Annotated in this window: 20 protein-coding genes and 2 riboswitches; of the genes, 13 read left to right on the top strand and 7 right to left on the bottom strand. The window is 57.4% G+C overall.

Annotated elements, in window-relative coordinates:
* The first annotated feature begins 53 nt into the window (after window positions 1-53).
* Window positions 54-149: riboswitch (TPP riboswitch) on the top strand.
* From M7Q83_RS07650 to M7Q83_RS07635, 4 genes are all read left to right on the top strand, one after another.
* Window positions 141-2,057: an ABC transporter substrate-binding protein gene (locus tag M7Q83_RS07650; RefSeq protein ID WP_298337001.1), complete on the top strand. Its 1,917-nt coding sequence runs from the start codon at window positions 141-143 to the stop codon at window positions 2,055-2,057. (Overlaps the previous riboswitch by 9 nt.)
* Window positions 2,058-2,165: 108 nt before the next feature.
* Window positions 2,166-2,747 carry an RNA polymerase sigma factor gene (locus M7Q83_RS07645; RefSeq protein WP_298336999.1) on the top strand — a complete coding sequence of 194 codons (582 nt, stop codon included), beginning with the start codon at window positions 2,166-2,168 and terminating at the stop codon, window positions 2,745-2,747.
* A complete protein-coding gene (locus tag M7Q83_RS07640; protein WP_298336997.1) occupies window positions 2,744-3,940 on the top strand; it encodes a hypothetical protein in 1,197 nt (398 codons plus the stop codon). The genes M7Q83_RS07645 and M7Q83_RS07640 overlap by 4 nt, the downstream gene beginning before the upstream one ends.
* Before the next feature lie 200 nt (window positions 3,941-4,140).
* On the top strand, window positions 4,141-4,632 hold the full coding sequence (locus M7Q83_RS07635; RefSeq protein WP_298336994.1) for a hypothetical protein: 492 nt from the start codon (window positions 4,141-4,143) through the stop codon (window positions 4,630-4,632).
* Window positions 4,633-5,297: 665 nt separating this feature from the next.
* Here M7Q83_RS07635 and M7Q83_RS07630 read toward each other — a convergent pair.
* The 3 genes from M7Q83_RS07630 to M7Q83_RS07620 form a co-directional block, all read right to left on the bottom strand.
* Window positions 5,298-6,554, bottom strand: a complete 1,257-nt coding sequence (locus tag M7Q83_RS07630; RefSeq protein ID WP_298336992.1) for an FAD-dependent oxidoreductase — start codon at window positions 6,552-6,554, stop codon at window positions 5,298-5,300.
* 209 nt (window positions 6,555-6,763) lie between these two features.
* On the bottom strand, window positions 6,764-8,875 hold the full coding sequence (locus M7Q83_RS07625; protein ID WP_298336990.1) for an FUSC family protein: 2,112 nt from the start codon (window positions 8,873-8,875) through the stop codon (window positions 6,764-6,766).
* Between the two features lie 179 nt (window positions 8,876-9,054).
* On the bottom strand, window positions 9,055-9,711 hold the full coding sequence (locus M7Q83_RS07620; protein WP_298336988.1) for a class I SAM-dependent methyltransferase: 657 nt from the start codon (window positions 9,709-9,711) through the stop codon (window positions 9,055-9,057).
* Between the two features lie 379 nt (window positions 9,712-10,090).
* Here M7Q83_RS07620 and M7Q83_RS07615 point away from each other — a divergent pair, with 379 nt between their 5' ends.
* Window positions 10,091-10,567 (top strand): DUF805 domain-containing protein, encoded by a 477-nt coding sequence (locus M7Q83_RS07615; RefSeq protein WP_298336986.1) that lies wholly within the window; start codon window positions 10,091-10,093, stop codon window positions 10,565-10,567.
* Window positions 10,568-10,840: 273 nt separating this feature from the next.
* Here M7Q83_RS07615 and M7Q83_RS07610 read toward each other — a convergent pair whose 3' ends face one another.
* From M7Q83_RS07610 to M7Q83_RS07600, 3 genes are all read right to left on the bottom strand, one after another.
* Window positions 10,841-11,974, bottom strand: a complete 1,134-nt coding sequence (locus tag M7Q83_RS07610; protein WP_298336984.1) for a homoserine O-acetyltransferase — start codon at window positions 11,972-11,974, stop codon at window positions 10,841-10,843.
* A complete protein-coding gene (locus M7Q83_RS07605; protein ID WP_298336982.1) occupies window positions 11,955-13,253 on the bottom strand; it encodes a bifunctional o-acetylhomoserine/o-acetylserine sulfhydrylase in 1,299 nt (432 codons plus the stop codon). The genes M7Q83_RS07610 and M7Q83_RS07605 overlap by 20 nt, the downstream gene beginning before the upstream one ends.
* 223 nt (window positions 13,254-13,476) lie before the next feature.
* Entirely contained in the window at window positions 13,477-13,713 is a 237-nt protein-coding gene (locus M7Q83_RS07600) for a hypothetical protein (protein ID WP_298336980.1), read from the bottom strand.
* Between the two features lie 46 nt (window positions 13,714-13,759).
* Window positions 13,760-13,871: riboswitch (SAM riboswitch) on the bottom strand.
* Window positions 13,872-14,081: 210 nt separating this feature from the next.
* On the opposite strand from M7Q83_RS07600, the gene M7Q83_RS07595 reads away from it, so the two are divergent.
* On the top strand, window positions 14,082-14,921 hold the full coding sequence (locus M7Q83_RS07595; RefSeq protein ID WP_298336978.1) for an A/G-specific adenine glycosylase: 840 nt from the start codon (window positions 14,082-14,084) through the stop codon (window positions 14,919-14,921).
* A 235-nt stretch (window positions 14,922-15,156) separates the two neighbouring features.
* Here the strand turns inward: M7Q83_RS07595 and M7Q83_RS07590 are convergent, their stop codons facing one another.
* Window positions 15,157-15,981 (bottom strand): Cof-type HAD-IIB family hydrolase, encoded by an 825-nt coding sequence (locus M7Q83_RS07590; RefSeq protein WP_298336976.1) that lies wholly within the window; start codon window positions 15,979-15,981, stop codon window positions 15,157-15,159.
* A gap of 516 nt (window positions 15,982-16,497) precedes the next feature.
* Between M7Q83_RS07590 and M7Q83_RS07585 the strand changes: the two genes are divergently transcribed.
* The 7 genes from M7Q83_RS07585 (at window position 16,498) to queD (ending at window position 22,672) form a co-directional block, all read left to right on the top strand.
* Window positions 16,498-17,049: a YbhB/YbcL family Raf kinase inhibitor-like protein gene (locus tag M7Q83_RS07585; protein WP_298336974.1), complete on the top strand. Its 552-nt coding sequence runs from the start codon at window positions 16,498-16,500 to the stop codon at window positions 17,047-17,049.
* Window positions 17,050-17,489: 440 nt separating this feature from the next.
* Window positions 17,490-19,187 (top strand): formate--tetrahydrofolate ligase, encoded by a 1,698-nt coding sequence (locus tag M7Q83_RS07580; RefSeq protein ID WP_298336973.1) that lies wholly within the window; start codon window positions 17,490-17,492, stop codon window positions 19,185-19,187.
* Window positions 19,171-19,788 (top strand): cyclodeaminase/cyclohydrolase family protein, encoded by a 618-nt coding sequence (locus M7Q83_RS07575; RefSeq protein WP_298336971.1) that lies wholly within the window; start codon window positions 19,171-19,173, stop codon window positions 19,786-19,788. Before M7Q83_RS07580 ends, M7Q83_RS07575 begins: the two co-directional genes overlap by 17 nt.
* 210 nt (window positions 19,789-19,998) lie before the next feature.
* Window positions 19,999-20,664, top strand: a complete 666-nt coding sequence (locus M7Q83_RS07570) for a J domain-containing protein (protein ID WP_298336969.1) — start codon at window positions 19,999-20,001, stop codon at window positions 20,662-20,664.
* A gap of 306 nt (window positions 20,665-20,970) precedes the next feature.
* Window positions 20,971-21,669: a 7-cyano-7-deazaguanine synthase QueC gene (queC, locus tag M7Q83_RS07565; protein ID WP_298336967.1), complete on the top strand. Its 699-nt coding sequence runs from the start codon at window positions 20,971-20,973 to the stop codon at window positions 21,667-21,669.
* Window positions 21,669-22,310 carry a 7-carboxy-7-deazaguanine synthase gene (gene queE, locus M7Q83_RS07560; protein ID WP_298336965.1) on the top strand — a complete coding sequence of 214 codons (642 nt, stop codon included), beginning with the start codon at window positions 21,669-21,671 and terminating at the stop codon, window positions 22,308-22,310. The genes queC and queE overlap by 1 nt, the downstream gene beginning before the upstream one ends.
* Window positions 22,310-22,672: a 6-carboxytetrahydropterin synthase QueD gene (gene queD / locus M7Q83_RS07555; protein WP_298336963.1), complete on the top strand. Its 363-nt coding sequence runs from the start codon at window positions 22,310-22,312 to the stop codon at window positions 22,670-22,672. The genes queE and queD overlap by 1 nt, the downstream gene beginning before the upstream one ends.
* Window positions 22,673-22,795: the final 123 nt, after the last annotated feature.

Below are 22,795 nucleotides of genomic sequence, written 5' to 3'. Positions count from 1 at the left end.
GACCACCTGCGATCGAGCACTGCAGCAGCAAAGCCATGATCGAGTAGAGTGAAACCAGTGACGCAGGGTGCTCGACGAAGTCGGGCTGAGAAAGACCTGTTGAACCTGATCTAGTTAGTACTAGCGGAGGGACGTCAGCTATGACCAAAGAGCCCGTTTTGTCGGTGTCGCCTACACGGAGACTGTTTCGCCGAAGTGCAGCCTTGCACTGGGGCAAGCTTGCAGCTCTCGATCGGGGCCCACAACGCACCAAGCTAAAGGTGATCGCTGCGCCCATCGGTATCGCATTGACGGCACTGTTGCTCGCGAGCTGTACCAATGCGCAACAGCCCCAAGCATCGGCTACCAGTACGTCTGGTGGCGTTGCCTCCTATGCACTGGGTGCGGGAGACCAGTTCAGTTGGATCCTCCCACTCGAGAACGAAGCCAACTACGAGAACTACGACTCCAACGTCTCCAACGGACTCTATCGTCCGTTGTACTATGTCGGAGGAGCTGGCACGACCGGGATCAACTATCCACTCTCGATCGGCACCGCTCCCATTTACTCCCACGGGGACACGATGGTGACTATCGATCTTCGCCACAACTACACGTGGTCTGATGGACAACCAGTCACCACAAAGGACATCAGGTTCTTCTTCGAGCTCGAGGCTGCAGGAGCCAAGAACGGCGATTATGCCCCGTACCTATCTGGTCGCATGCCATCTGACATCAAGAGCATCTCCTATCAGGGTCCCTACCAATTTACACTCCACCTCAACCACGCCCACAACCCAGTTTGGTTTACCGGCAACCAGCTGACCTGGATCTACCCACTCCCGGTCCAGACCTGGGACAAGACTTGTCCCACCTGTCACGTCACCAACATCGCCTCAACCCCGGCGGGTGCGACAAAAGTGATCGACTTTCTCTACAAGGAATCGGCTCAGCTCAGCACCTATGCCACCAATCCACTCTGGAAGACGATCGACGGCCCCTGGGAGATAACCAGCTACAACCCCACGAACTACCATGCGGCATTTCGCGCCAATCCGCACTACACCGGGGCGGGTAAACCCAGGCTCGCTGGCTATCAGATCTACTCATTTACCTCATCAACAGCCGAACTCGACGCGCTCCGCGGAGGTGTCATCGACTTCGGCTATCTACCGACATCTGATCTCGGGTTGACTCACTACTTCCAGTCCCATGGCTACGTAGTGCAGCCATGGCGAGTCTTTTACGATAACATTGCGGAACTGGGTTACACCGGCCCCTATCGCCACCTTGTCGCCCAGCTCTATCTCCGACAGGCGCTCCAACACCTGGTCGACGAACCACTCTATTTGAAGGCAACTCTCCATGGGAACGGCATGCTCGACTACGGATCAGCACCGATCTATCCGGGCTCGAACTACGTCAGCCCCCAGCTGCACCACGATCCCTATCCCTACTCAGTCGCAGCCGCGCGACTATTACTAACGACACATGGATGGCAACTCTCGGCCTCTGGCCCATCGACCTGCATCAACCCGGGGACTGGCAGCAACCAATGTGGTGCTGGCATCAAGAAAGGGACGCCGCTTGTGATCTCGATGATGTATGCGACGCCGAGCGCGAGCCTGACAGCCCAAGCCCAAGCCTTTGAAAGCGCTGCCAGCGCCGCGGGCATCACCATTGCACTCGACCCACAGCCTGAGGATACTATGTATTCCACTGCAGGTGTCTGCCCTCCCGGCCCATGCAACTGGGGCATCGCCCTCTACGGCGCCCAGGAGGACTTCGGACAGTACGTGCTTGTACCGACGGCAGGAGTCGAGTTCGCAAAGGGGAACTATTGGGGCGGGGGGTACTACAACCCGACCGAACAACGCCTCCTCAATGAGGCGTACGACCTTCCGGGACTCTCCCGGCTGTACGCAGTCGAGAACTATCAAAGCCAACAGGTCGCAGGTCTCTGGTGGAGCGTCGGTGACTACGAGGTAGCCGTCGTGAACAAGCGCCTCACTGGATGGAACCCACTCAACCCGTACGCCAACTACATGCCCTCTCGCTGGAGGCTTGCTCGCTCATAAAACCCCTACGCTGTCCCCCAATGAAGGTGATCGAGGCGTGATAGTAGGTATGAGTTCGAGTTACCCACGAGACTGCACAGCTGCGAAAGCACCCGTGAGCGGGCAAGGATGTTCGGCGCGATCGTCCGTGTGCATGATGAGAACGTCGATACTGTGAACCGAGCGAGCGAACAGGATTTTCAGACCTTCTTTGAGGAGAACCTCGATCGCATCATCGGATACGCGTTCTCGATTGTCCAGAATACCCAGGAGGCCGGGGACATCGCCGTTGAGTCCTTGGCGCGTGCGTATGCTGCCTGGAGGCGGCTTGACGGAACCGATCATCGCAGGGCGTGGGTATTCCGGACAACCCTCAACCTGGGCATCGACCATCTTCGGAGACAGAAAAGATCCAAAACCAGACCTGGAATCGACGAGGCTTTTGCCGAGATCCCACTTGGATCGGCGGCGACGACACTCGACACTACCGGCGACTTGGCGACGAATCGTGCAGAGCTTGTCGTGGCCCTGCGGAGGCTACCGGAACGCCAACGCGAAGCAGTGGCCATGCATTATCTCGGCGGCTTTGCCGTCGCCGAGGTCGCCGAGGTCATGGGTATTGGGCCCGAAACCGTAAAGACTCACTTGGCTCGCGGAATGAAGGTCTTACGCACGGAGTTCGGCGTCCAGAACCAAGGAGGACAATCATGACAGATAGGGCAACCGGCGACCGTAAAAACCTTTATGCCATCACTGTTCGACGTGGGCGCAGGCTCAAGCGCCAACGCCTCCTCTCGCGAGTCTCCGTCATCGTCGTCGTCGCTCTCGTCGCAGCGACCACCGCCACGGTCATCGCGCACCATGCAAGCCGTTCCCACCCAAGGACCACCCCGGTGCCGATCGAGCGGACAAAGCCCGCACCGGCAAAGTCGCCGGCAAAGTCTTCAACGACCGCAAACGTCCCTCAACTCATCTCATTCCGATCACTCCAGGGATCGTCGGTAACCCTCCCGAATGTTGACGGGACTCCTGTGACAGGAGACGGGGCGACCTGGACGCTGGTCTCCACCCCTTCGGTGATCGAGCTCGTCAAGGTCTCTGGATCACCTCCTCGCATTACCGGCCATATCACCATCGCCCCACGAAGCGCCATTGGCTCAACAAACCAGATCGCTCAGCCGATCATCATTGGAACTACTGCCTATATTGCCTCGACCCTCGGGCTGTATCGAGTTGACTTAGCCACCAACAAAGTGACAGCGACGCTTCCCGACCATCTCGGGACACCACAGTCCCTCGCCATCGTTGGGGACAATCTCTGGCTCGCCGGCAACACGTTGAACGCTTCGAAGCAGATCATTGCTGTGCTGCAACGGATCGACCCGAGCAATGGATCGGTCATCCAAACCTACCACTTGCCAGGAGCCTGTGCGGGGCCCACGCTCATCGCCCAGGGATCAACCCTTTGGACTGAGACAATACCGTGTGGCGCCGCAACACATGCTCACCTCATTGGCTTCTCCACAACGAACGCCACCGTGATCGCCAACCATACCTTCCCAGTCGCGCACGAATTCCAGCTCCAAGGGCTTCATGGAAACCTCCTCTGGGGGAGCATCTATCGATCCCATCTCGACTTGGCGGCGGTGAGAGCGACGAGCGGATCGCTCGCGTATGTTCTGCATGCCCCTTCTGGTGCCATCGGTCTCGGTGTGGCTCCTACCACCTCAGCCATCTGGTCACTCGGAGATCGCGAAGCCGTGCTCCTCAACCCAGTCAACGACACCATCGTGCGTACCATCATGGCACCGAGTGGAACTCTCTTTGTCACGATGGAGCTCACCCCCCACGCCCTCTGGATCCGTGACAGCGCTGGACTCCTCAAGGTTCCTGTTGGCAACTAATTCCATCAATTAGCTCCGTGCACCATCTGCCTACCGCCAGCTGACTGTTCAACCCAAAACGAGGTATCGCTGCGTTACCCGCTAGCAACTACGCAAGGATGCGATAACCTGTAGGGACACTACGGCATACGGCCGCCGAACTAGAGGACACCAAATGAGCAAACGCCGACCCCATCCATCTCCACGCTGGGAATCTTGAGATGAACACCCACACCAGCCACAGGATTGGCATCACCACCATTTGGATTGTCCTTGTCATTTGGCTGCTCCCGATCCTGGTCGACATCGCCTTCGCGCGGGGCCTCACTGGTTGGGTCGCCTATGCACCACTGAGCGGAAGACTCGCTCTCGTCCCTAGCATCATCGCCGTCGTTGCCATGACGAAGCTCATTCTCCTGGTCCCGCTCGTGATCTTTGTACTCTGGTGGTTACGATCGCGACTTGGCCGGCTCGTCGTCGGAGTGACCAGTGTGTCGCTCATCGTCGCTACCTACCTTCTCGTCCATCTCGACCTACTACGGTTCACGGGTCCACCCATCGACTTCGCGCAGCGACTTCGCAACGCGCTGACCTTCACACTCGCCTTCTCGAACACGTGGCTCGCTAGCGCCACGGTCATCCTCATGGGCATCGCACTCCTTGGCATCCTGGTCCTCGCCGTTCTCCCCACACCGCTACGCGATCGCCGATAGTTCGCACCCAGCAGAGCTCAAAGCAACTGGCCAAGCACCCAGACGGCGGCTTCACGGATCAGCACCGCTACCCAACCACCTCATCTGATCAGGTTTCCGACGACACGCTCCGCGATGAGGCCGAACAGCCAGTGCGGGGCAGCCGACAACGTGAGCGTCTTCGTGACCGTGATCGAGCAAACCAGTGAGCGTTCACCGAGAGATGGTTGATGAACACCTGTGATCCATCCCATTAGTCGACAGGCGGGACTGCATGACAATCCAAGGCGCTAGCCCGAGAGGGACGACCATCCAAGCCTCAGAGAAGACTGAAACGGTCCAAACATTTGACACAGCCCATCTCCATCGGATCCACCGCGCCATCCACATCCGAGGTCTCGCCGATCGGTACAGCGTTGGTCCGCCAGTCAGAGAATGACGGCAAAAGGACGCGAGGTCAAGGTACGCAATGGATCACCCAACGCCCCTAACAGACATCCCACTAGAGTGATCCACCACCTGGTCGAGTTTTGTCACCGATGGTGGATCACCCTCGACCAACCTGCTGGGTTGTCTCCATGGAGGTCGGATCCACCTTCCAGGTCTTCGTCCATCATGACCGTCTCCTACCAGGGCGCACAACACCCGTGCTTGCGAGTCACAACGCTGGATCGAAAGACCCTGAGCTAGGCGCTCGCAGCAGGAGTCTCGAATGCATCCAAATAGGTACGAATCATGATCAGCGCTGCCGCACCTTCCCCGACCGCAGAGGCAATCTGCTTGGTGGAGCCAAGGCGCACATCACCGGCGGCAAAGACTCCTGGCATGGAGGTCTCCATGGCTGATCTGGTGACGATAAATCCTGCCGTATCGAGCTCGATGCTGTCACGGACGAACGCTGAGTTAGGGGTAAGTCCGATGAAGACGAAAGCCCCCGCAGCACGGATTCGTTCCTCCCCATGACCCTCATCGATCACCACCGCACTGAGATGGTGATCATCTCCCGTCTCGAACGATTGCACCTTCACCCCAGTATGTACCGCAAACTTCGGATCGGACGCGATACGTTCCTGCAGCAACGTCGAGGCACTGAGACGATCACGAGCCTCAAGAATCGTCACGTGCTCGACAAATTGTGACAGGAAGAGTGACTCCTCAAGGGCCGAGTTGCCTCCACCGATCACCACCAAGTTCTTAGCACCGCGGTAAAACGGACCATCACAGGTAGCACAAAAATGCACCCCGGCCCCGATGAGGTCACTCTCGCCAGGGACCTCCAAACGTCGATAGGTAGATCCTGACGCGATGAGCACCGCCTTTGCACGATAGCTCTGACCACCATCCACCGTGATCAGGAGCTCGCCACCGGATCGTGCAATACCGGAGACCGCCACCCCTTGGAGCATCTCGACACCGTAGCGCTTCGCATGAGCGACATAGAGCGAAGCAAGTTCCTCCCCGCTTACACCATCAGGAAAACCTGGATAGTTATCGACCCGCTCCGTTGCACCAGCCTGCCCACCTAACGCTCCACGGTCCAAGATCAGGGTAGCAATACCCTCACGGGCGGCGTAGATACCGGCCGTGAGCCCGGTAGGACCACCACCAATGATCACCAAATCATAGAAGCTACGCTCGCCTTGGATGGTTAGCCCAAGCAGCTGTGCGATCTGTGCATTTGACGGCTCAATGAGCTCCTGCCCGTCAGGAAAGACGACCAACGGAATAATGAGTTTGCCATCAGATGCATCCTCGACCCGGCGGCGCCCATCCTCGTCCTCTTCGACGTTGATCGAACGAAAAGGAATGCGCTGATCCTGGAGAAATTGCTTGGTCCGCTTACAATCTGGACACCAATTTGCTCCAAATACCTCTACCATCGCGAGGTTATGCCGCGTTGAGCCCTCCAAGGAACCGTCCACATCTTCTCGTCCACTCTCCATTGCCATCTCCTTTATGTGCCCCATCTAACCCACCACGACAAGTACGTATTCCACCCGACTTGCGAAGCATTGCCTTAGCCGGTCTCAGTAGTAACTGCCTGTCGACATCATCAGGCAGCCCTGGATCGCCGGTCTCGCTCACGCTTGGGATCGAACAAATGGGTTGCACAAAGGTTCGCTAACGTCTGACTCATCCAATGACCACGGCTTCACAACGTGAGAACCGCCGAGCCATACTGCTCGATCAGCACATCGAGCTCTTGAAAACCACCGACGAGTTCCAAAATTTGTCGATAGAGCTCCGTTGAAACAACAAGGTCTGGGGGAATGGATGGTGCTTGACCCATCTCTTCTGGATCAGACAGGGATCCAAAGGATGCTAAGCGGTCCGCCTGGTACGAAGATAGCGCAACAATCGCATCGCTGAGCTCGATCATCCCGGTGAAGAACTGATGCTCATGAAGAAGTTCGGCATTGAGCGCGAGTGCCAACAACGCACAGAAGTTGATCTGCGAAAGAATGGCACCAGCCGTCGCCACCGCCTCCTGTTGGGTGCCTGGCTCCGTCGACATACCCTCGAGCAGCGTGGCGGCGAGCTGACGCGCCGAGCGTGCGCTGACCGAGAGCACGCGTAACTCCTCGACGCCAGAGACGTCACTCTCGTCGACCAGCGATACATCAAAGGCTCGTAGAACACCACCAGCATACGCTCCCTGGGTCCGCACCATCGAGGCGAGTGCCCCCGGCAGCAGTCGGCGACGCCACGTTGGCCACAGCAAAAAGACAGCGATCGCCACCACCCCTCCCAAAGCCGTCGCCACCGCGCGCTCTTGGGCGGTCGTGCCCACTGGTGAGCCGATCATCGCAAACATCGCTACCACATCTGAGGTCAAAAAGATGCTGTAGAGAAAATAGTTTGCTCGGTAGGTTGCATAGGTTCCCCACGTCAGCAACACAATCACCACGATAAGGATCCCGTGGCTCGGTACGACCAGTGCCGCCAATTCTGTCACAGCGACCGCCCCAATAAGCGTCCCACCCAAGCGAGCCAACCCACGCTGTACTGTTCCGCTAAAATCCCCCTGGAGGACAACGGCAGCCGTCATGGGAACCCAATAGCCATTTCGAAGCGAGAAGGCGTGGGCAAGGTAGGTGCCAACAACAAGCACGAGAACCAAGCGACCCGCATGGAAGAGCAACTCCGAATCCGAAGTGAGGATCTTGCGAAACCCACGTAACCTGCGTCGTACGGTCTCATCGAGGGCGCTTTGACCTCGATTCAGGCCTGGCAACACCATATGCGGGCTCGCATCGCCGACCTGGCCCACCAAGTCCATAGCCCGTTGCAGTTGGCGCGCAATCAGTCCGAGAAGAGGTTTGGAGTCATCGGCATCAGGGATCTCTAGTTGTGGCAAGGCCGCGACGAAGCTACGCCGCCGACGACTCCAAAGATGCACCTTGGCACGAAGGGACGTCGACAAACTGAGTTGATCACCGATGGCCCTTAGTATGGCGGCACTCTGGCGGAGAAACTCCATCGCCCACTGGTTCTCTTCACCATTGCCACGCGATTCGAAAACCAGTGCGCTCAACGATAGACGAATATCTTGGGCAAGTTGGAAGAGCTCCTTCAGCGCCACGATGGCCGAGGGGTCGCCAAGTGGATTGGGATCGCCCAACCAGTCTGCCCCCGACGTCAGCTGATCTGCCGGTGGCGCCGTTTGGGGCATCGATCTCGCGTAGTTGGCCAGTCGACGGTAGACCTCACCTACCGAGGCCATCTCCCCATCGAGCCGCCGTGTTGGCCAGGTGAGAAGAAGGAGGATGATTTGGAAAAGGGCACCACCCAAGACCCAAAACGCCTGCACAATCGAACTCTGGACCCCCATACCGAGTGCGCTAAAGACCACCAAGACCTCTACGGCTTGCATGGCCGCCATCGACATACCTGGTCCGAACGCGCCAGCAAGCCCGCCCAGCAAGCCCCAGATGGCCAAAACGATGAGCAAGACCAAGAGGTGAGGTGCTGCGATGGCACCGACGAAGGCCGAGATAGTCACACCAATGCTCGCGAGCAACATGTTCCGGAGTGTGCTCCGGTAACGGCCCTCGAAGGAGACGAACCCAACGACGAGCGCACCCACAGCAGCACTCACCCCATCGCCGACGAAGCCAGTTGCAACACCGATAATCAGCGGAGGTAGCATGCCAAGTGCGCAGCGCAACCCAACAGAGACTGCCATACCCGAACGCTCGATGCTCGCAACATCATCGAGTAGTGCACGCCATGGTCCATTCTTCATGCGCTCTCGAGCCGTCATCGCTACTTTCCCATCGACGCAGCCAGACCCACCGCTGTAGCTCTGGCAACCTGTAGTGTTGCAACCAGACTAACGGCCAATTTCCGACCCGCATCAGCCTGAGACCCGACTGATCAGAGCAACTACGCTCACCAATGTGGGCGTACCTCGACCAGCGAACTGATCGAGGTACGCACAGCTCAGTTCGTGGGCAACCGGGTCATCGTCACACGAAAGAGTCTCCGTGGCAACTCACCCTCGATGAACTCGACAACCTCGTCGATGCGGAACCCTTCAGCAAGGCCCGTGACGAGCTCTCGATCGAAGAAGTGCACGACAAAGCCACCATTCTCGTAGCGGTTTTCGCCATGATCGACCCCGGCGCCGTAATGAGCATCACCGGTGTGGCGCACCGTGTAGATCACCACACCACCAGGTCGGAGCACTCTCGCGACCTCTCGGCTGAGTGCCACCAACTCTGCATTCGTGAGCGCCATGTTAAAGAGCATGTGGGAGTAGCAAGCGTCGAAGAGGGCGTCCGCAAATGGCAAGGGATCCCGTACATCGTAAAGAACGGTCTGGAGTTGTGCGCCAAAATGTGCACCTCGTGATCGGATCTCTGCCAATCCCTCCTCCACGTAATCGAGTGCGGTGACGCGCAGACCAGCTTCTAGCATCGGGATGGTATCTCGACCCTGCCCAGCGCCAAGCTCAAGTACGTTGCGAAGGCTCTGACGTGCAAGCAGCTCAATAGCATAGGCACCTGGTTCACTAGCCGACGATCCATACATCGCCGGATGTTCGCTATAGGTCCTCTTCCAATGCCGCTGTTGCTCCTGCCCCAGTTCCCAGTCCATCTCGTCTCCTATGCCAGTCTCGCCGTATCGAGGCGAGTCTATCACTCGCTCGCTGCGTGGTAATTGCCACCGATGCGTGACCGTAGGTGTCCAACCGCCTCTGGGGTTGGTGGTTCCTGGACGCAGGCGTGATAGCAAGAAAAGCTTGACATAGCTGGTCGACTCGATCTAGCAACCACAGCCTCAAAAGGGTCAGAGCCCCAAGAGGCCACAACGTCGTTGGAGATTGGCACGGCGTCGTTGGAGATTGGCCCAGCGTCGTTAGAGATTTGCCCGGCGTCGTTAGAGATTTGCCCGGCCGCCTGAAACAGTTTACGGGATAGCCTATCCCGACTAAACGAGCGCTATAATCGCCCTAACGAGATCTGAGGGGAATCGAATGGACAGTCCTGAGACACCACCAACTCCTGACCACAGCGGTCAAGGGTCGTATGGTCTTCCGAAATTTGAAGGATCACCAGAGGCAAATTTAGGCTTCCAGGTTCCCTCGATCTCCTTCGTAGACGCCTATCTCAGGATGTGGCGACTCTATACCAACTTCCGCATCCGCTCTACCAGAGGCGAGTACTGGAAGGCATATCTGGTCGGCGCCGTCATTGGACTCCTACTTTTGGCCGTCTTCATCGTAGCACACAACCCTCTGTTCTTTATTCTGTACTACGTGTATGGAATCGCACTCCTTATTCCATCCATTGGTCTCACCCTTCGGCGCCTCCATGACACCGACCACAGCGGGGGATGGATTTTTGTAGGGTTCGTACCACTCGTCGGCACCATCATTCTCCTGGTCTTTCTGACGCAACGTTCCACCCCTGGACCCAACCGTTACGGGCCGCCAGTGACCTCCCTACCATAACTCCAGAATTGCGCGCCAATACCAGACCTGCACACCAATGGAGTAGCAAATACACCAAGACGATGGCGATGCTCGACGATCCCATAGACGCAGAGCCGTCATCGCAGCAGAAGAGCCAATATCTTCTCTCATTCCCACAGACCCCGGCCTAGTGGCCGCTGGTCTTGTCGCTCCACCAGGGCCGTCCATCCCCGCTTGTGCTCACTGGATCTACGACGAGCTGAGGGCGCCTAACGACCAGGGTCACGTCCAAATGCAGCCCTCCCGGATTGGTCAGAGTACCGCGCGAACGATCTCACCGATCGCCTTCACTTCAACCAGAAAGCCATCATGACCAATATTCGAGTCCACAATGTGGAGACCATCACAGGTCGGCAACGCCTCCGCAAGGGCCTGCTGTTGTCCCACAGGAAACAGACGGTCAGAGGAGATCCCAATGACGGTCACCCTTGCCTTCACTCGTCGGAGAGCCTGGAGAACCCCACCTCGATCTCGCCCAACGTCATGATGATTCATCGCCTCCGAGAGCCGGATGTAGGAATTGGCATCGAAACGCTGGACGAGCTTTTGCCCATGATGGGACAGGTAGGACTCCACTGCAAAGGAAGACCCCACGCCAAGGTCTGTCACCGAATCGGATTGACGACGACGCCCAAAGCGCGTATCGAGCTCATCAGGACTTCGATAGCTAAGATGAGCGAGTTCCCGAGCGAGGCGGAGTCCGTGGCTCGGGACTACCCCGTAGCGGTAGTAATCCCCACCACAGAAGTTGGGGTCGCTCTCTATCATGCGGATCTGCAACGAGGTGAGCGCGATCTGCTCCGCTGTCGCCGCTGCCCCAACCGCCAACACCACCGCCCGTTCGCAAGCCTCTGGATAGCCAACCAACCACTCAAGAACGCGCATCCCGCCCATCGACCCTCCAACGATTCCAGCGAATCGTTCGATGCCAAGGAACTGGGCGAGTGCGTACTCAACAGCCACCTGATCACGGATGGTGATCGTCGGAAATCTCGAGCCGTAGACCTCGCCATCGGGTGCGACCGAAGAGGGACCGGTGGTCCCTTGACACCCACCAAGTACGTTAGGGCACACCACAAAGTAGCGGTTCGTATCAATCGCCAGACCGGGACCAATCAGTCCGTTCCACCAACCTGGTGTCGCATGTCCATCCTCAACCTCACCAACCGCATGCGAATCCCCAGTCAAAGCATGGAGCACCAATATGGCATTGCTCCGATCAGCATTCAGCGTTCCCCATGTCTCGTAGGCGACGTCGATAGGGCCGATCACCGCACCCAATTCGGTCGTAAAGTCATCAAGAACCCGCGCGAATTGACGGTGTCCGGCAAAGAGGCCAGTATGCCATGCGGCGGTCGTCACCGCCTCAACTCTCTTTTGCAGCACGGAAACCAGCCTCCAAGTCAGCCAAAATATCGTCGATCGTCTCAAGACCAATCGACAGACGGATAAGGTCGGCGCTCACGCCAGTTGCGATGCGTTCAGCCTCAGTTAGCTGCGAATGGGTGGTCGAGGCGGGATGAATGGCCAGACTACGCACATCCCCGACGTTGGCCAAGTGACTAAAGAGCTCAAGTCCTTCAATAAAGCGCTGCCCGGCGGTCTCAGAACCCTTGATCCCAAAGCCGATGATGGCTCCCGCACCGCGTGGCAAATACTGCTGTTGACGTGCGTGCCAGGGACTTGAGGCAAGACCAGCATAGGAGACCCAGGCGACCTCATCTCGTGCTTCGAGCCACTCAGCGACCGCCTGTGCGTTAGCGACATGACGCTCCATCCTTAGACTCAGCGTCTCTAGGCCTAAAAGGAACTGAAAAGCGTTGAACGGCGATACCGTAGCACCGATGTCACGCATGTACTGTAGACGGGCCTTCAAAATATAACGAGCAGGCCGTAATGCCTCTGGTAGTTCCGCGTAAACCAGACCATGATAACTCTCGTCGGGCTCAGTGAAGTTAGGGAAACGACCCGAACTCTCATAGTCAAATGACCCACCATCAACAATGACCCCGCCCAAAGAGGTGCCGTGACCACCGATGAACTTAGTCGCCGAGTGCACCACGATATCCGCACCGTAGCGTAACGGCTGGGCTAGGAAGGGCGTCGCAAGGGTGTTATCCACCACTAAGGGGATGCCATGGTCGTGCGCAACGCTAGCGATACCGGCGAAATCGATGATATCTCCTTTGGGATTCCCGATCGTCTCCGCATAAAAGGCTCGAGTCTCGGGCCGGATCGCTGACTCCCATTCACCCAAATCATCGACGTTGGCGATAAATGTCGTCTGAATTCCAAGCTTGGCGAGCGTGTAGTGCAAAAGGTTATAGCTACCACCGTAAAGGGATGATGACGCGACGATATGACCGCCACCCTCGGCGAGGTTGACCAACGCCAGTGTCTCTGCCGCCTGCCCACTGGCGGTGGCGAGCGCTCCTACTCCGCCCTCGAGAACAGCAATCCGATCCTCAAAGACCGCCTGCGTTGGGTTTCCAAGACGCGTGTAAATATTACCGAGTTCTTGAAGTCCAAAGAGCGCAGCGGCGTGATCGGTATCACGAAACACATAGCTCGAGGTTTGGTAGATCGGTACAGCACGGGCCCCCGTTGTCGGGTCCGCTACTGCGCCTGCATGAATCTGCTGTGTTTCAAATCCCCATTGGGACATTTTGGTAATCTCCTTGTTTGAAATAGATCGACGCTGCGATCATGAGTTCTAAGACGTAACTGCTGCAACCTTGTTGCGATGATGAGATGGATCGACAACCTCACTAGGCCTATACGATCAGTGTCAGTCGCTAGGGCGAACCAACGTTCGGGACCAATAAGCAAGTCCAAGAAGACAACCTCCGCGCTTACGCATGGGCGCTTGCCATCGAGCGAACTGGACGCTAATGGATGAACTCCGCGTACATATCACCGGGTTCACGCGAGCCACTACACATCTCGCGACCACTACGGTGTCGCGCACTGGGCTTGTGGCTTTGTCGACACCACTTCGCACGCACGGCAAGAACACAGGTGTCGGTATTCTTGACACTTTTCTCAGCGTACAACAGCGCACCAACCAACGGCTGATTCCTCTGTTGGGTATTGTTGAAGTTCTCTCCGCCTCTAACGAGTTGCACGAAACGCCTCCCAAAGTCAATGGGAAACCGAGCTATACAGCGAAGGCTTCCCGCCTTGCCGGTCACCACGACCGACCAGCTCTTCCTCCGGTAGCACCGTCTTGCGGGAGCGGTTGCCATTCTGTCATGCCGGAGGGCTTAGGACAGAATTCTTGAGCTACAAACATGATATCGGGCTTCAACACAAATCCTGTAGGTCTCCGAGAAGATAGTTGACCCAACTAGCCCCAAGGGTGCAGCTATGCGCGCAAAGCGCTAGCGACCGCCTTGACTATAGTCTCTAGCCATCCGGGTACATCAGAAGGTCCTCGCCATCACGACGCAAGGGCCATCATCGACCGATAGGGCTATTACGCTCCTCGGTATCCATGGGAGTACTCGACGACCGTCAACGATGCCTACAGACACAGCTCCTCGCTTGGGGCAACCAACATCGACGTGAATTGCCCTGGCGCGAGACCAGGGATCCCTTCTTGGTCCTTGTGGCCGAGGTCATGCTCACCCAGACGCAAGCATCTCGAGTCGCCATCATCTATCCAAGTTTTGTGCAACGCTTTCCCACCATTGCTGTGCTCGCAGAGGCTCCCATCCAGGAGCTACTAGCCCTATGGAGTGGACTCGGTTACAACCGTCGCGCCATACGCCTGCGCGAGTGTGCAAGCAACTTGCTAAGCCAGCACCACGGTCTCGTCCCCGACGACTACCAGGCTCTCTGTTCCCTCCCGGGAGTGGGGCCCTACATCGCCAACGCCATCCTTGCGCAAGCCTTCAATCATCACGTCGGTGCGCTCGACACCAATGCGCGCCGGGTCCTTTCCCGTGCGTTCTTTGGCGCCACCGAGCAAACGCGCGAGCTACAACGCAGAGCAGACGACCTGGTGCCCGCCGGACAGGCATGGGCCTGGGCCCAAGCGATCTTTGATCTCGGCGCCATGATCTGTCGCCCAAAACCCGCATGTGCCGTCTGTCCGCTGGAAGCGGGCTGCCTGTTTCAGGGTCGCGGAGAAGATCCTTATACGATGCCACGACGTCAGTCGACCTTTGAAGGTTCTCATCGCCAGCTCCGTGGACGAGTCATCGCCGCTTTTGCCCAAGGGGTGACGACAAGGAGAGAGCTAGCCCTGCGCACCGGTCTGTCGGACTCGGTCTTCGACCAGGTCTACAACGAGCTCGCAGAGGAAGGTTTTTTTGAACCCGACAGGGCGTGACAAGATTGGCGACCAAAGACAGACCTTCACAACAAAGAGGGGCCAACTACGAGCTATTCGCACAAACGGTTCGCAAAAAAGACCCCAGCACCATCGCAAGGCATACCCCCCTGAAACCTCACCCGTCAACTCACCAAACACAAGTCTCGGCCAGCGACACCCCTGCCTCCTGCGGCTGGACTTCGTATCAGCGTCCGGCTGGCGACAAATGGGCGTTGGACACTCGGCTTAGGGGTTAGGACCTCCCCTTGGTCGCCAAAACGAACTCTTCCATTGCTTTGGCAAAACCCTCATCGTTGTTCGATGCAGTCACCCGATGGGCCTGGTCGCGCACCTCCTTCGCTGCGTTGCCCATCGCTATCGACAACCCTGACACGGTGAACATATCGACATCATTAGGCATATCCCCAATCGTAGCGATCTGTTGTGGATCGAGATGATACTGTCCGGCCAGGTAGCTCACCACCGCACCCTTGTTCGCAAGGGGGTGCGTGACATCGAGATAGTAGGGCTGCGAGGCCTCAGCAGAGACCTGCTGGCCATAGGCCTCTTGGATCTGTCCGGCCATCCGCTGGATGAGGTGATGATCGTCGCTGACGCCCACCACTTTGACGATAGATCCCGGCGGGGTCTGGTGCTGGCTCATAACGGTAGGCGCAAACCCTACGGTGGCGGATTCTCGATCGACGTGAGAACCATCACGACTCGGAACATACCATTTTGATCCAGCGTAGAACCAGGTCTCAAGCTTCGCCTTCGCCAGATCCGCAACGATCTCTTCAAGCACACTTTGATCAAGCACGTGTTCCACGAGGGTATCGAAGGTTGGAGAGAGGATCTGCCCACCGTTGAAGGCAGCAAATGGAAGGGAGAGGTTGAGAGGTTCGATAAACATCGCCATGCCACGGGGCGGGCGACCACTGGTAAGCGAGAAAAGTATGCCAGCCTCATGAAGCTCCCCGACGGCCGCGGTCGCACGCTTTGTCAGCACTTTCTCGTCGGTTACGAGCGTCCCGTCAACATCTGCCAGGACTAAACGCACTGCCGGGTTCTTCGCCACTCTTGCTCCAATCTATTTCACCGTGTCTGCCACGCACCTTGCGGTGAGCCGACACCGCTCATCACGCCAACTCTTCTGACTAACTCTTCTGGCTAATATGGGCAGCGATCATTGCTAGCGCCGCCGAACCGACAGCTCGCATCCCGACTAGCAGGCACAGCCACATCGACCGCTTGCTGGGGTCCAATAGAGAAGATCCCTCACAACGCATTCTCTCACCCCTCCGATTGCCGCTCAATCGCGCGACTCAACAACCAGAGAGCCTGGACCAGAGACGTGAGGAGAAAACGCACACTGAAGACCCTACAGATATAACGCTAGTCAACTCAGCCAAACAACCGACTTCATCAGACCGCAAACGAAGGGCGATCCTTTCACTTCAACCGTCTGCAACTCGGTAGACTAAACGCAAGCTTGTTGTTGGGCTGGTCCAAGCGATGTGGCCAATCGAGATCTGGCAACCAGCTGGCCCACATCATAGGATTGGCCCATGGACAAGACTAAGAAGGAGGAGCGTTGGCTTCGATTGGCAAACTGCTGAGAGGGTTCCGCGCCGGCACGCAACACAGTGTGTGGGATCTGCCGGGTTTGATGGCACCAGATACGATCCACATCACGAGCCAAGATTTTGCCGATGGTGGTCAAATTCCGCTCATTCACTCCGGCAAGGGCGTTGGTAAGAACGTATCACCCGAACTCACCTGGAGTGGAGCACCTGATCACACCGCACAACTTCTCTTCATCATCGAAGACACCGATGCACCACTACCACGACCCTTTTTGCACACCATAGCACTGCTTGAGCCACAGCACTCCAGTTTGCCCGTTGGGGGACTCGACCCAAAAACGGAAGGGCTCGTTTTCCTTCCTGCTACCTTTTGGCGGCGAGGCTACGAGGGGCCACGGCCGCTACCAGGTCATGGCCCTCACCACTACGGATTTTGCCTTTGGGCACTCGCAACCAAGATTCCCAACCCCAACGAAATCAAGAACTTTCCAATGCTGCTCGATAGGGTATCGGGAACTGCCCTTGCTCGTGGACGCCTGATTGGATTGCAGGAACGCTAAAGGAAAAACGGCGTCGTTACCGATCGCTGGTTCGCGACCGTATTGGCCATCGTTGGACATTGTTGGACATTGTTGGCCACACTGCATATGGGAGACGCTTACCTCGTCGCTCATATCTCCAATACAAAACACGCCATACCTATCAGCTCATTGATCATCGTGCCATACACACCCGCACCCGTCATCATCGGCAACCCTACAGTCCGCACCTACCAGATACTCGCAAGCTGTGCTGACTGCCAACGCCAACCAGCCCCCAAGTTGTAGCGCCAAGCACTCTGTGTAGCTCACGATGAGCAATGGGCTGGTCCAGGTGACCTTTCCCGGTGCGGGACAGACCAACCTTTGTTCATGCGCACGCGTTCGGGTAGGCTCAATGAACGAAGCTCATCACAATGTGGCACTCTTGCTCCACATCGAAACACGTCAAAGGATAGATCATGACCATGGATAGCGACCTGACCATCGCCCGCGCCGCCAAACTCAGACCGATCATCGATATCGCGCACGAGATGGGTATCGCGCCAGAACTACTAGAGACCTACGGTAACAGCGTTGCCAAAATCAAACTTGAGGCCATCGAGGCACTGGCGGACCGACCAAAGGCCAAGTATGTCGTTGTCTCTGCGATCACACCAACGCCACTTGGCGAGGGTAAGACCACCACAACGGTCGGGCTAGGCCAAGCGATGCATCACACCGGTCGGCGCGCCACTATCGCCATCCGGCAACCCTCGATGGGTCCAACCTTTGGTATCAAAGGCGGGGCAGCAGGAGGTGGCTATAGTCAAGTCGTACCCATGGAATCGCTCAACCTCCACCTCACGGGCGACATGCACGCGGTCACCAGCGCCCATAACCTGCTCTCAGCGATGCTCGACAATCATCTGTTCCGAGGAAACGAACTCGATATCGATCCCCACGATATCACCTGGCGGCGCGTCCTCGACGTCGACGACCGCGCCCTCCGCAATATCGTGATCGGGCTCGGTAACAAAAATGATGGTATCCCCCGTCAGACTGGATTTGACATCACCGCCGCATCCGAGATCATGGGCATCCTTGCTCTCTCCACCTCCTTACAGGATCTTCGCGCTCGGCTTGGTCGGATCGTCATCGGTTATACCAGCGAACACGAGCCCGTCACCGCGGAACAACTCAGGGCCGCCGGTGCAATGACGGTCATGATGCGCGACGCGATCAAGCCCAACCTGCTGCAAACACTGGAGAACACTCCAGTTCTCGTCCACGCGGGACCCTTTGGTAACATTGCCCATGGAAATTCATCGATCGTCGCAGACTTGATCGGCATCCACACCGGAGACTTCCTGATCACCGAGGCTGGCTTTGGAGCCGATATGGGAGCAGAACGCTTCTTCAACATCAAGTGCCGCGCCTCAGGTCTCACTCCAGACGCTGCGGTCCTGGTCGCTACCGTGCGAGCGCTCAAAGTGCACTCGGGCCAACATCGAGTCGTCGCTGGCCGGCCACTGCCACCTGCCATCTTGCAAGAGAATCCTGACGAGGTCCATGCCGGTGGAGCAAACCTTCGCAAGCAGATCGAAAACATCAAACTCCACGGGGTAAGCCCCGTCGTCGCCATCAACGCCTTCCCAGGCGACTTCTCGTCCGAGCACGATGCGATCCGTGAGATCGCTGAGTCGATGGGTGCTCGGGTCGCCCTCTGCACGAACTTTGTCGCCGGCGGCAAAGGAGCGATCGAACTCGCCGAGATGGTAGCAGAGGCAGCCAACGAACCGAACCACTTTCGCCTACTCTATCCCGATGAGGCTCCGCTGCGAGAAAAAATCGAGATCATCGCCAAGCAAGTGTATGGAGCAGACGGCATCGACTACCTGCCGGCCGCGAGTCGACAACTTGAGATCTATGAGCAAAATGGCTTCGGCAACTTACCGGTGATTATCGCGAAAACCCACCTCTCAATCTCATCAGATCCAACGCTGAAGGGAGCACCTACTGGATGGCGGATGCCGGTCCGTGAGGCTCGCGCCTCGGTCGGAGCTGGTTTTGTCTACCTCATCTGCGGCGATATCTCCACAATGCCAGGCCTATCAGCCCATCCTGCCGCGGAATCGATCGACATCGACGAAACGGGGGAAATTGTCGGACTCAGCTAACCTCCCCGAGTACCTCGATATCACCGTCAGGGACTTCATCGCCGCGGTCGCCGAACCCAAACCTGCCCCCGCCGCAGGCTCTGTTGCGGCTATCGCAGTGAGTATGGCAGCAGCACTATGCGTCAAATCCGCCCTCCTATCGACCCGGCAATTGATGGAAGCGAACGATTACGCACGCGCGGCACGAGAGCTACTGGACCGAGCCAATGAACTTTGCCAAGCAGACGCCACAGCCTATGCAGAGGTGATCCTGGCACAGCGCGAAGAACGAAAGCAACACTCAACAAACGCGGCTGACCAGGTCAGGGCTCGTCTCGAACATGCCGCCCGGGTGTCGCTGGACATTGCCAACCTCGGCATTAAGGTCGGAGCGATCGCCGCCCATCTCACAGAGATGGGCAACACCAACCTCGCCGGAGATGGCACCACTGCAGCTCTCCTCGCCGAATCTGGTGTCCGGTCCGCCACCACACTGGCCCTCGTCAACCTAGTGAGTGCCCAAAGTGACCCAAACGCATACCGAATCACGGAGCTCCTCGACCTAGCGGCCAGTTACCGCGCTAGAGCGCTGGAGTCGGTAGCTGCACGCTCACAAAACTGAGAGAGGTTACCGGCGATCCTCACCGTGTGTCGATATGGGCTATCGATCGCTACCGCACGGTATTAATGGATCATGACCGCCTGCTGAGCAACACCACTAGCAAGTTGGTTGCGCCTCTGAAGGAGGGTCACTCCAGTCACATCATCTCGGTTTGGCTTTGTTCCTGACCCTAAAACGTTGAGCACCATCGATTTGGGTTAGAATCGGCATGTGGCACGATCAGCTGATCGAACGTATTACGAGGTTCTCGGTGTCTCTCGTGATGCCAGCCAGCAAGAAATTCAATCAGCCTACCGCCGCCTCGCACTCCAGGTTCATCCGGATAAAGGCGGCTCGGCGGCCCTCTTCCAGCTCATCAATGACGCATGGACAACGCTCTCGAACCCCGAGGCTCGACGAGCCTATAACGTGAGCCTTGACGGAACTGCCGGCTCCGAGACAGGGACAAACCCCAACGGTGATGCGAATCGCCAGGGCGCCAGATACAGTGATGCCGGATACGGTGGTGGATATGGCGGCGCTAGCTACCATGCCACCAACGCCAATGCAACACCACAGAAGTCGAGCATCCTTGCCACGAAACCAGCTGAGTTACTCCTTGGCGCGGGCCTGATCCTCGTGCTGGCTTTTCCAACCGCAGCTACCTCTATCGGACTGCTTGCCATCACAGTAGGAGGCATCGCTGTCATCGGCAAGTTCCGATTACGAAGAGAGGCAAGCAGTCGAAGTCGTTTCCAGAACGATCCACTGACTGAACTCTCGGGAATCTCCCTGTTTCGAGCTGAGCTCTTTCGCGGTTTTCCTATCGTCCTGGGCGCGCTGGGCATCCTCCTGGCCGCCGTGCTTAGCCCCAGGAGAGGCCGACGTCGACGGTAAGCCAACACGCTCCCCTCGGCACTGGGACGGGACAATCGAGATAGACAACCCGGACTCTCGAGCTCCCGTCGCGTGACGATCCGCAGACCAGGTTAACGATACCCTCACCAACAGAGTCGGTCCACAGAGGATACACGATGTCTAGTCACACGACCTCTTGTTCGCGGCAATCTCGCCAACCTTGACCTGGACGCAACGAGTCACCGAACGGTATGACTAACCTCGGTCCGACGTAGTCGTCTTTGCTTAGTCCCAACACTCTCCGATTAGCCTGGAAAGGCCTACCATCTGGCTCCAGGAGGAAGCTTGAACAATCAACCAGCGGTAGTACTGCTCAGTGGCGGTCTCGATTCCACAACAGTGCTAGCTATTGCTCAACATCAGGGTTACGATCCACATGCTCTCAGCTTCGACTACGGACAACGACACTCAATCGAGCTTCGAGCAGCTCGGCGCGTTGCTCAGTCAATGGGGGTTGTGAATCATGTCATCACGACGATCGATCTGCGCATATTCGGTGGCTCAGCCCTCACGGACGACATTGGGGTGCCCCATCATCGAGATCTTGGGGAACTCAGTGATACCATTCCCACCACTTACGTACCTGCCCGAAACACTATTTTCCTCTCCTTCGCCTTGGCGTTGGCTGAGACGATTGGTTCTAGCGATATCTTTATCGGTGTCAACGCTCTCGACTACTCTGGATACCCCGACTGCCGACCGGAGTATATCGGTGCCTACGAGACGATGGCAAATCTGGCTACAAAGGCCGGGGTCGAGGGAGAACAGCACCTGCGCATACACACTCCCCTTATCGAGCTCCCCAAAGCTGAGATCATCAAACTCGGCCTTAGCCTTGGGGTCGACTACTCCATCACACACAGCTGCTATGACCCCGATCTCCAGGGAGCACCTTGTGGTACATGCGACTCCTGCCTCCTTCGTACAAAGGGATTCAGCGAAGCTGGCCTTGATGACCCCGCACTCGTCGAAGGGCTTCGCTAATGTCCTACATCGTCAAGGAGATCTTCTACACTCTCCAGGGTGAGGGAGCCCAAGCCGGACGACCTTCGGTGTTTTGTCGGTTCTCACGCTGCAATCTCTGGACCGGACGTGAGTCGGATCGCATGAGTGCAACCTGCCAGTTCTGCGATACCGATTTCATTGGGACCGACGGCCCAGGGGGCGGACGATTTACGACAGCCACCGATCTTGCCGCTGCGGTCTTAAGCACCTGGGGCGGAGAGGCACACGCTAGAGCCAAACCTTATGTGGTTTGCACAGGAGGCGAACCACTGCTACAACTCGACGCCGACGCCGTGGAGGCGCTCCATCACGCTGGCTTCAGCGTTGGCGTGGAGACCAACGGAACCCAAGCCCCGCCACCTGGATTGGACTGGATCTGCGTCAGCCCCAAAGCTGGCGCTCCCCTTCGACTGGATCGTGGCGATGAACTCAAACTGGTCTTTCCACAACCTCTTGCTCCTCCGACGCAGTTCGAGCACCTCGACTTTAACCATCACTTCCTCCAGCCGATGGACGGGCCAGAGCGTGAACACAACACGGCTCTCGCCATCGCGTACTGTCTTGCTCATCCACAGTGGAGACTGAGCCTCCAGACCCACAAATACACTGGAATTCGCTGATGGAGATCTTTAAGGAGTTCACCTTCGAGGCCGCGCATTTTCTGCCCAATGTCGAGGAAGAACACAAATGCGCTCGTCTGCATGGCCACTCATATCGCGTGGAGATCCATGTCCAAGGCACGGTTGATCCAATCTTTGGCTGGGTCATGGATTTCGCCGAAATCACAACGGCCTTTGCCCCACTCTTCACTCAGCTTGATCACCATCTATTAAACGAGATCGACGGTCTGGAGAACCCCACCAGCGAGAACCTTTGCGTATGGCTCTGGCAACAGCTCATGGAGACGCTCCCACTCTCGACAATCATGGTCAGGGAAACCCATACCTCCGGTGCGATCTATCGTGGGGAGATGCTGAACTAACAGTTAGCGATTTCATGGTAGTCCATTCCATCGCCTCGCAAGACCACTAAGCGGCTTGCTCCGGGGCACCTGCAATGCCCGGAACCGCTCCGTCTATCGGCAGTCCCCACCGTTGCCGGTGTC

The sequence above is a fragment of the Ferrimicrobium sp. genome (assembly GCF_027364955.1).
In the GTDB taxonomy this organism is placed as follows: domain Bacteria; phylum Actinomycetota; class Acidimicrobiia; order Acidimicrobiales; family Acidimicrobiaceae; genus Ferrimicrobium.
The sequence above is the reverse complement of the archived record's forward strand: the minus strand, read 5'-3'. Positions and strand labels throughout refer to the sequence as shown.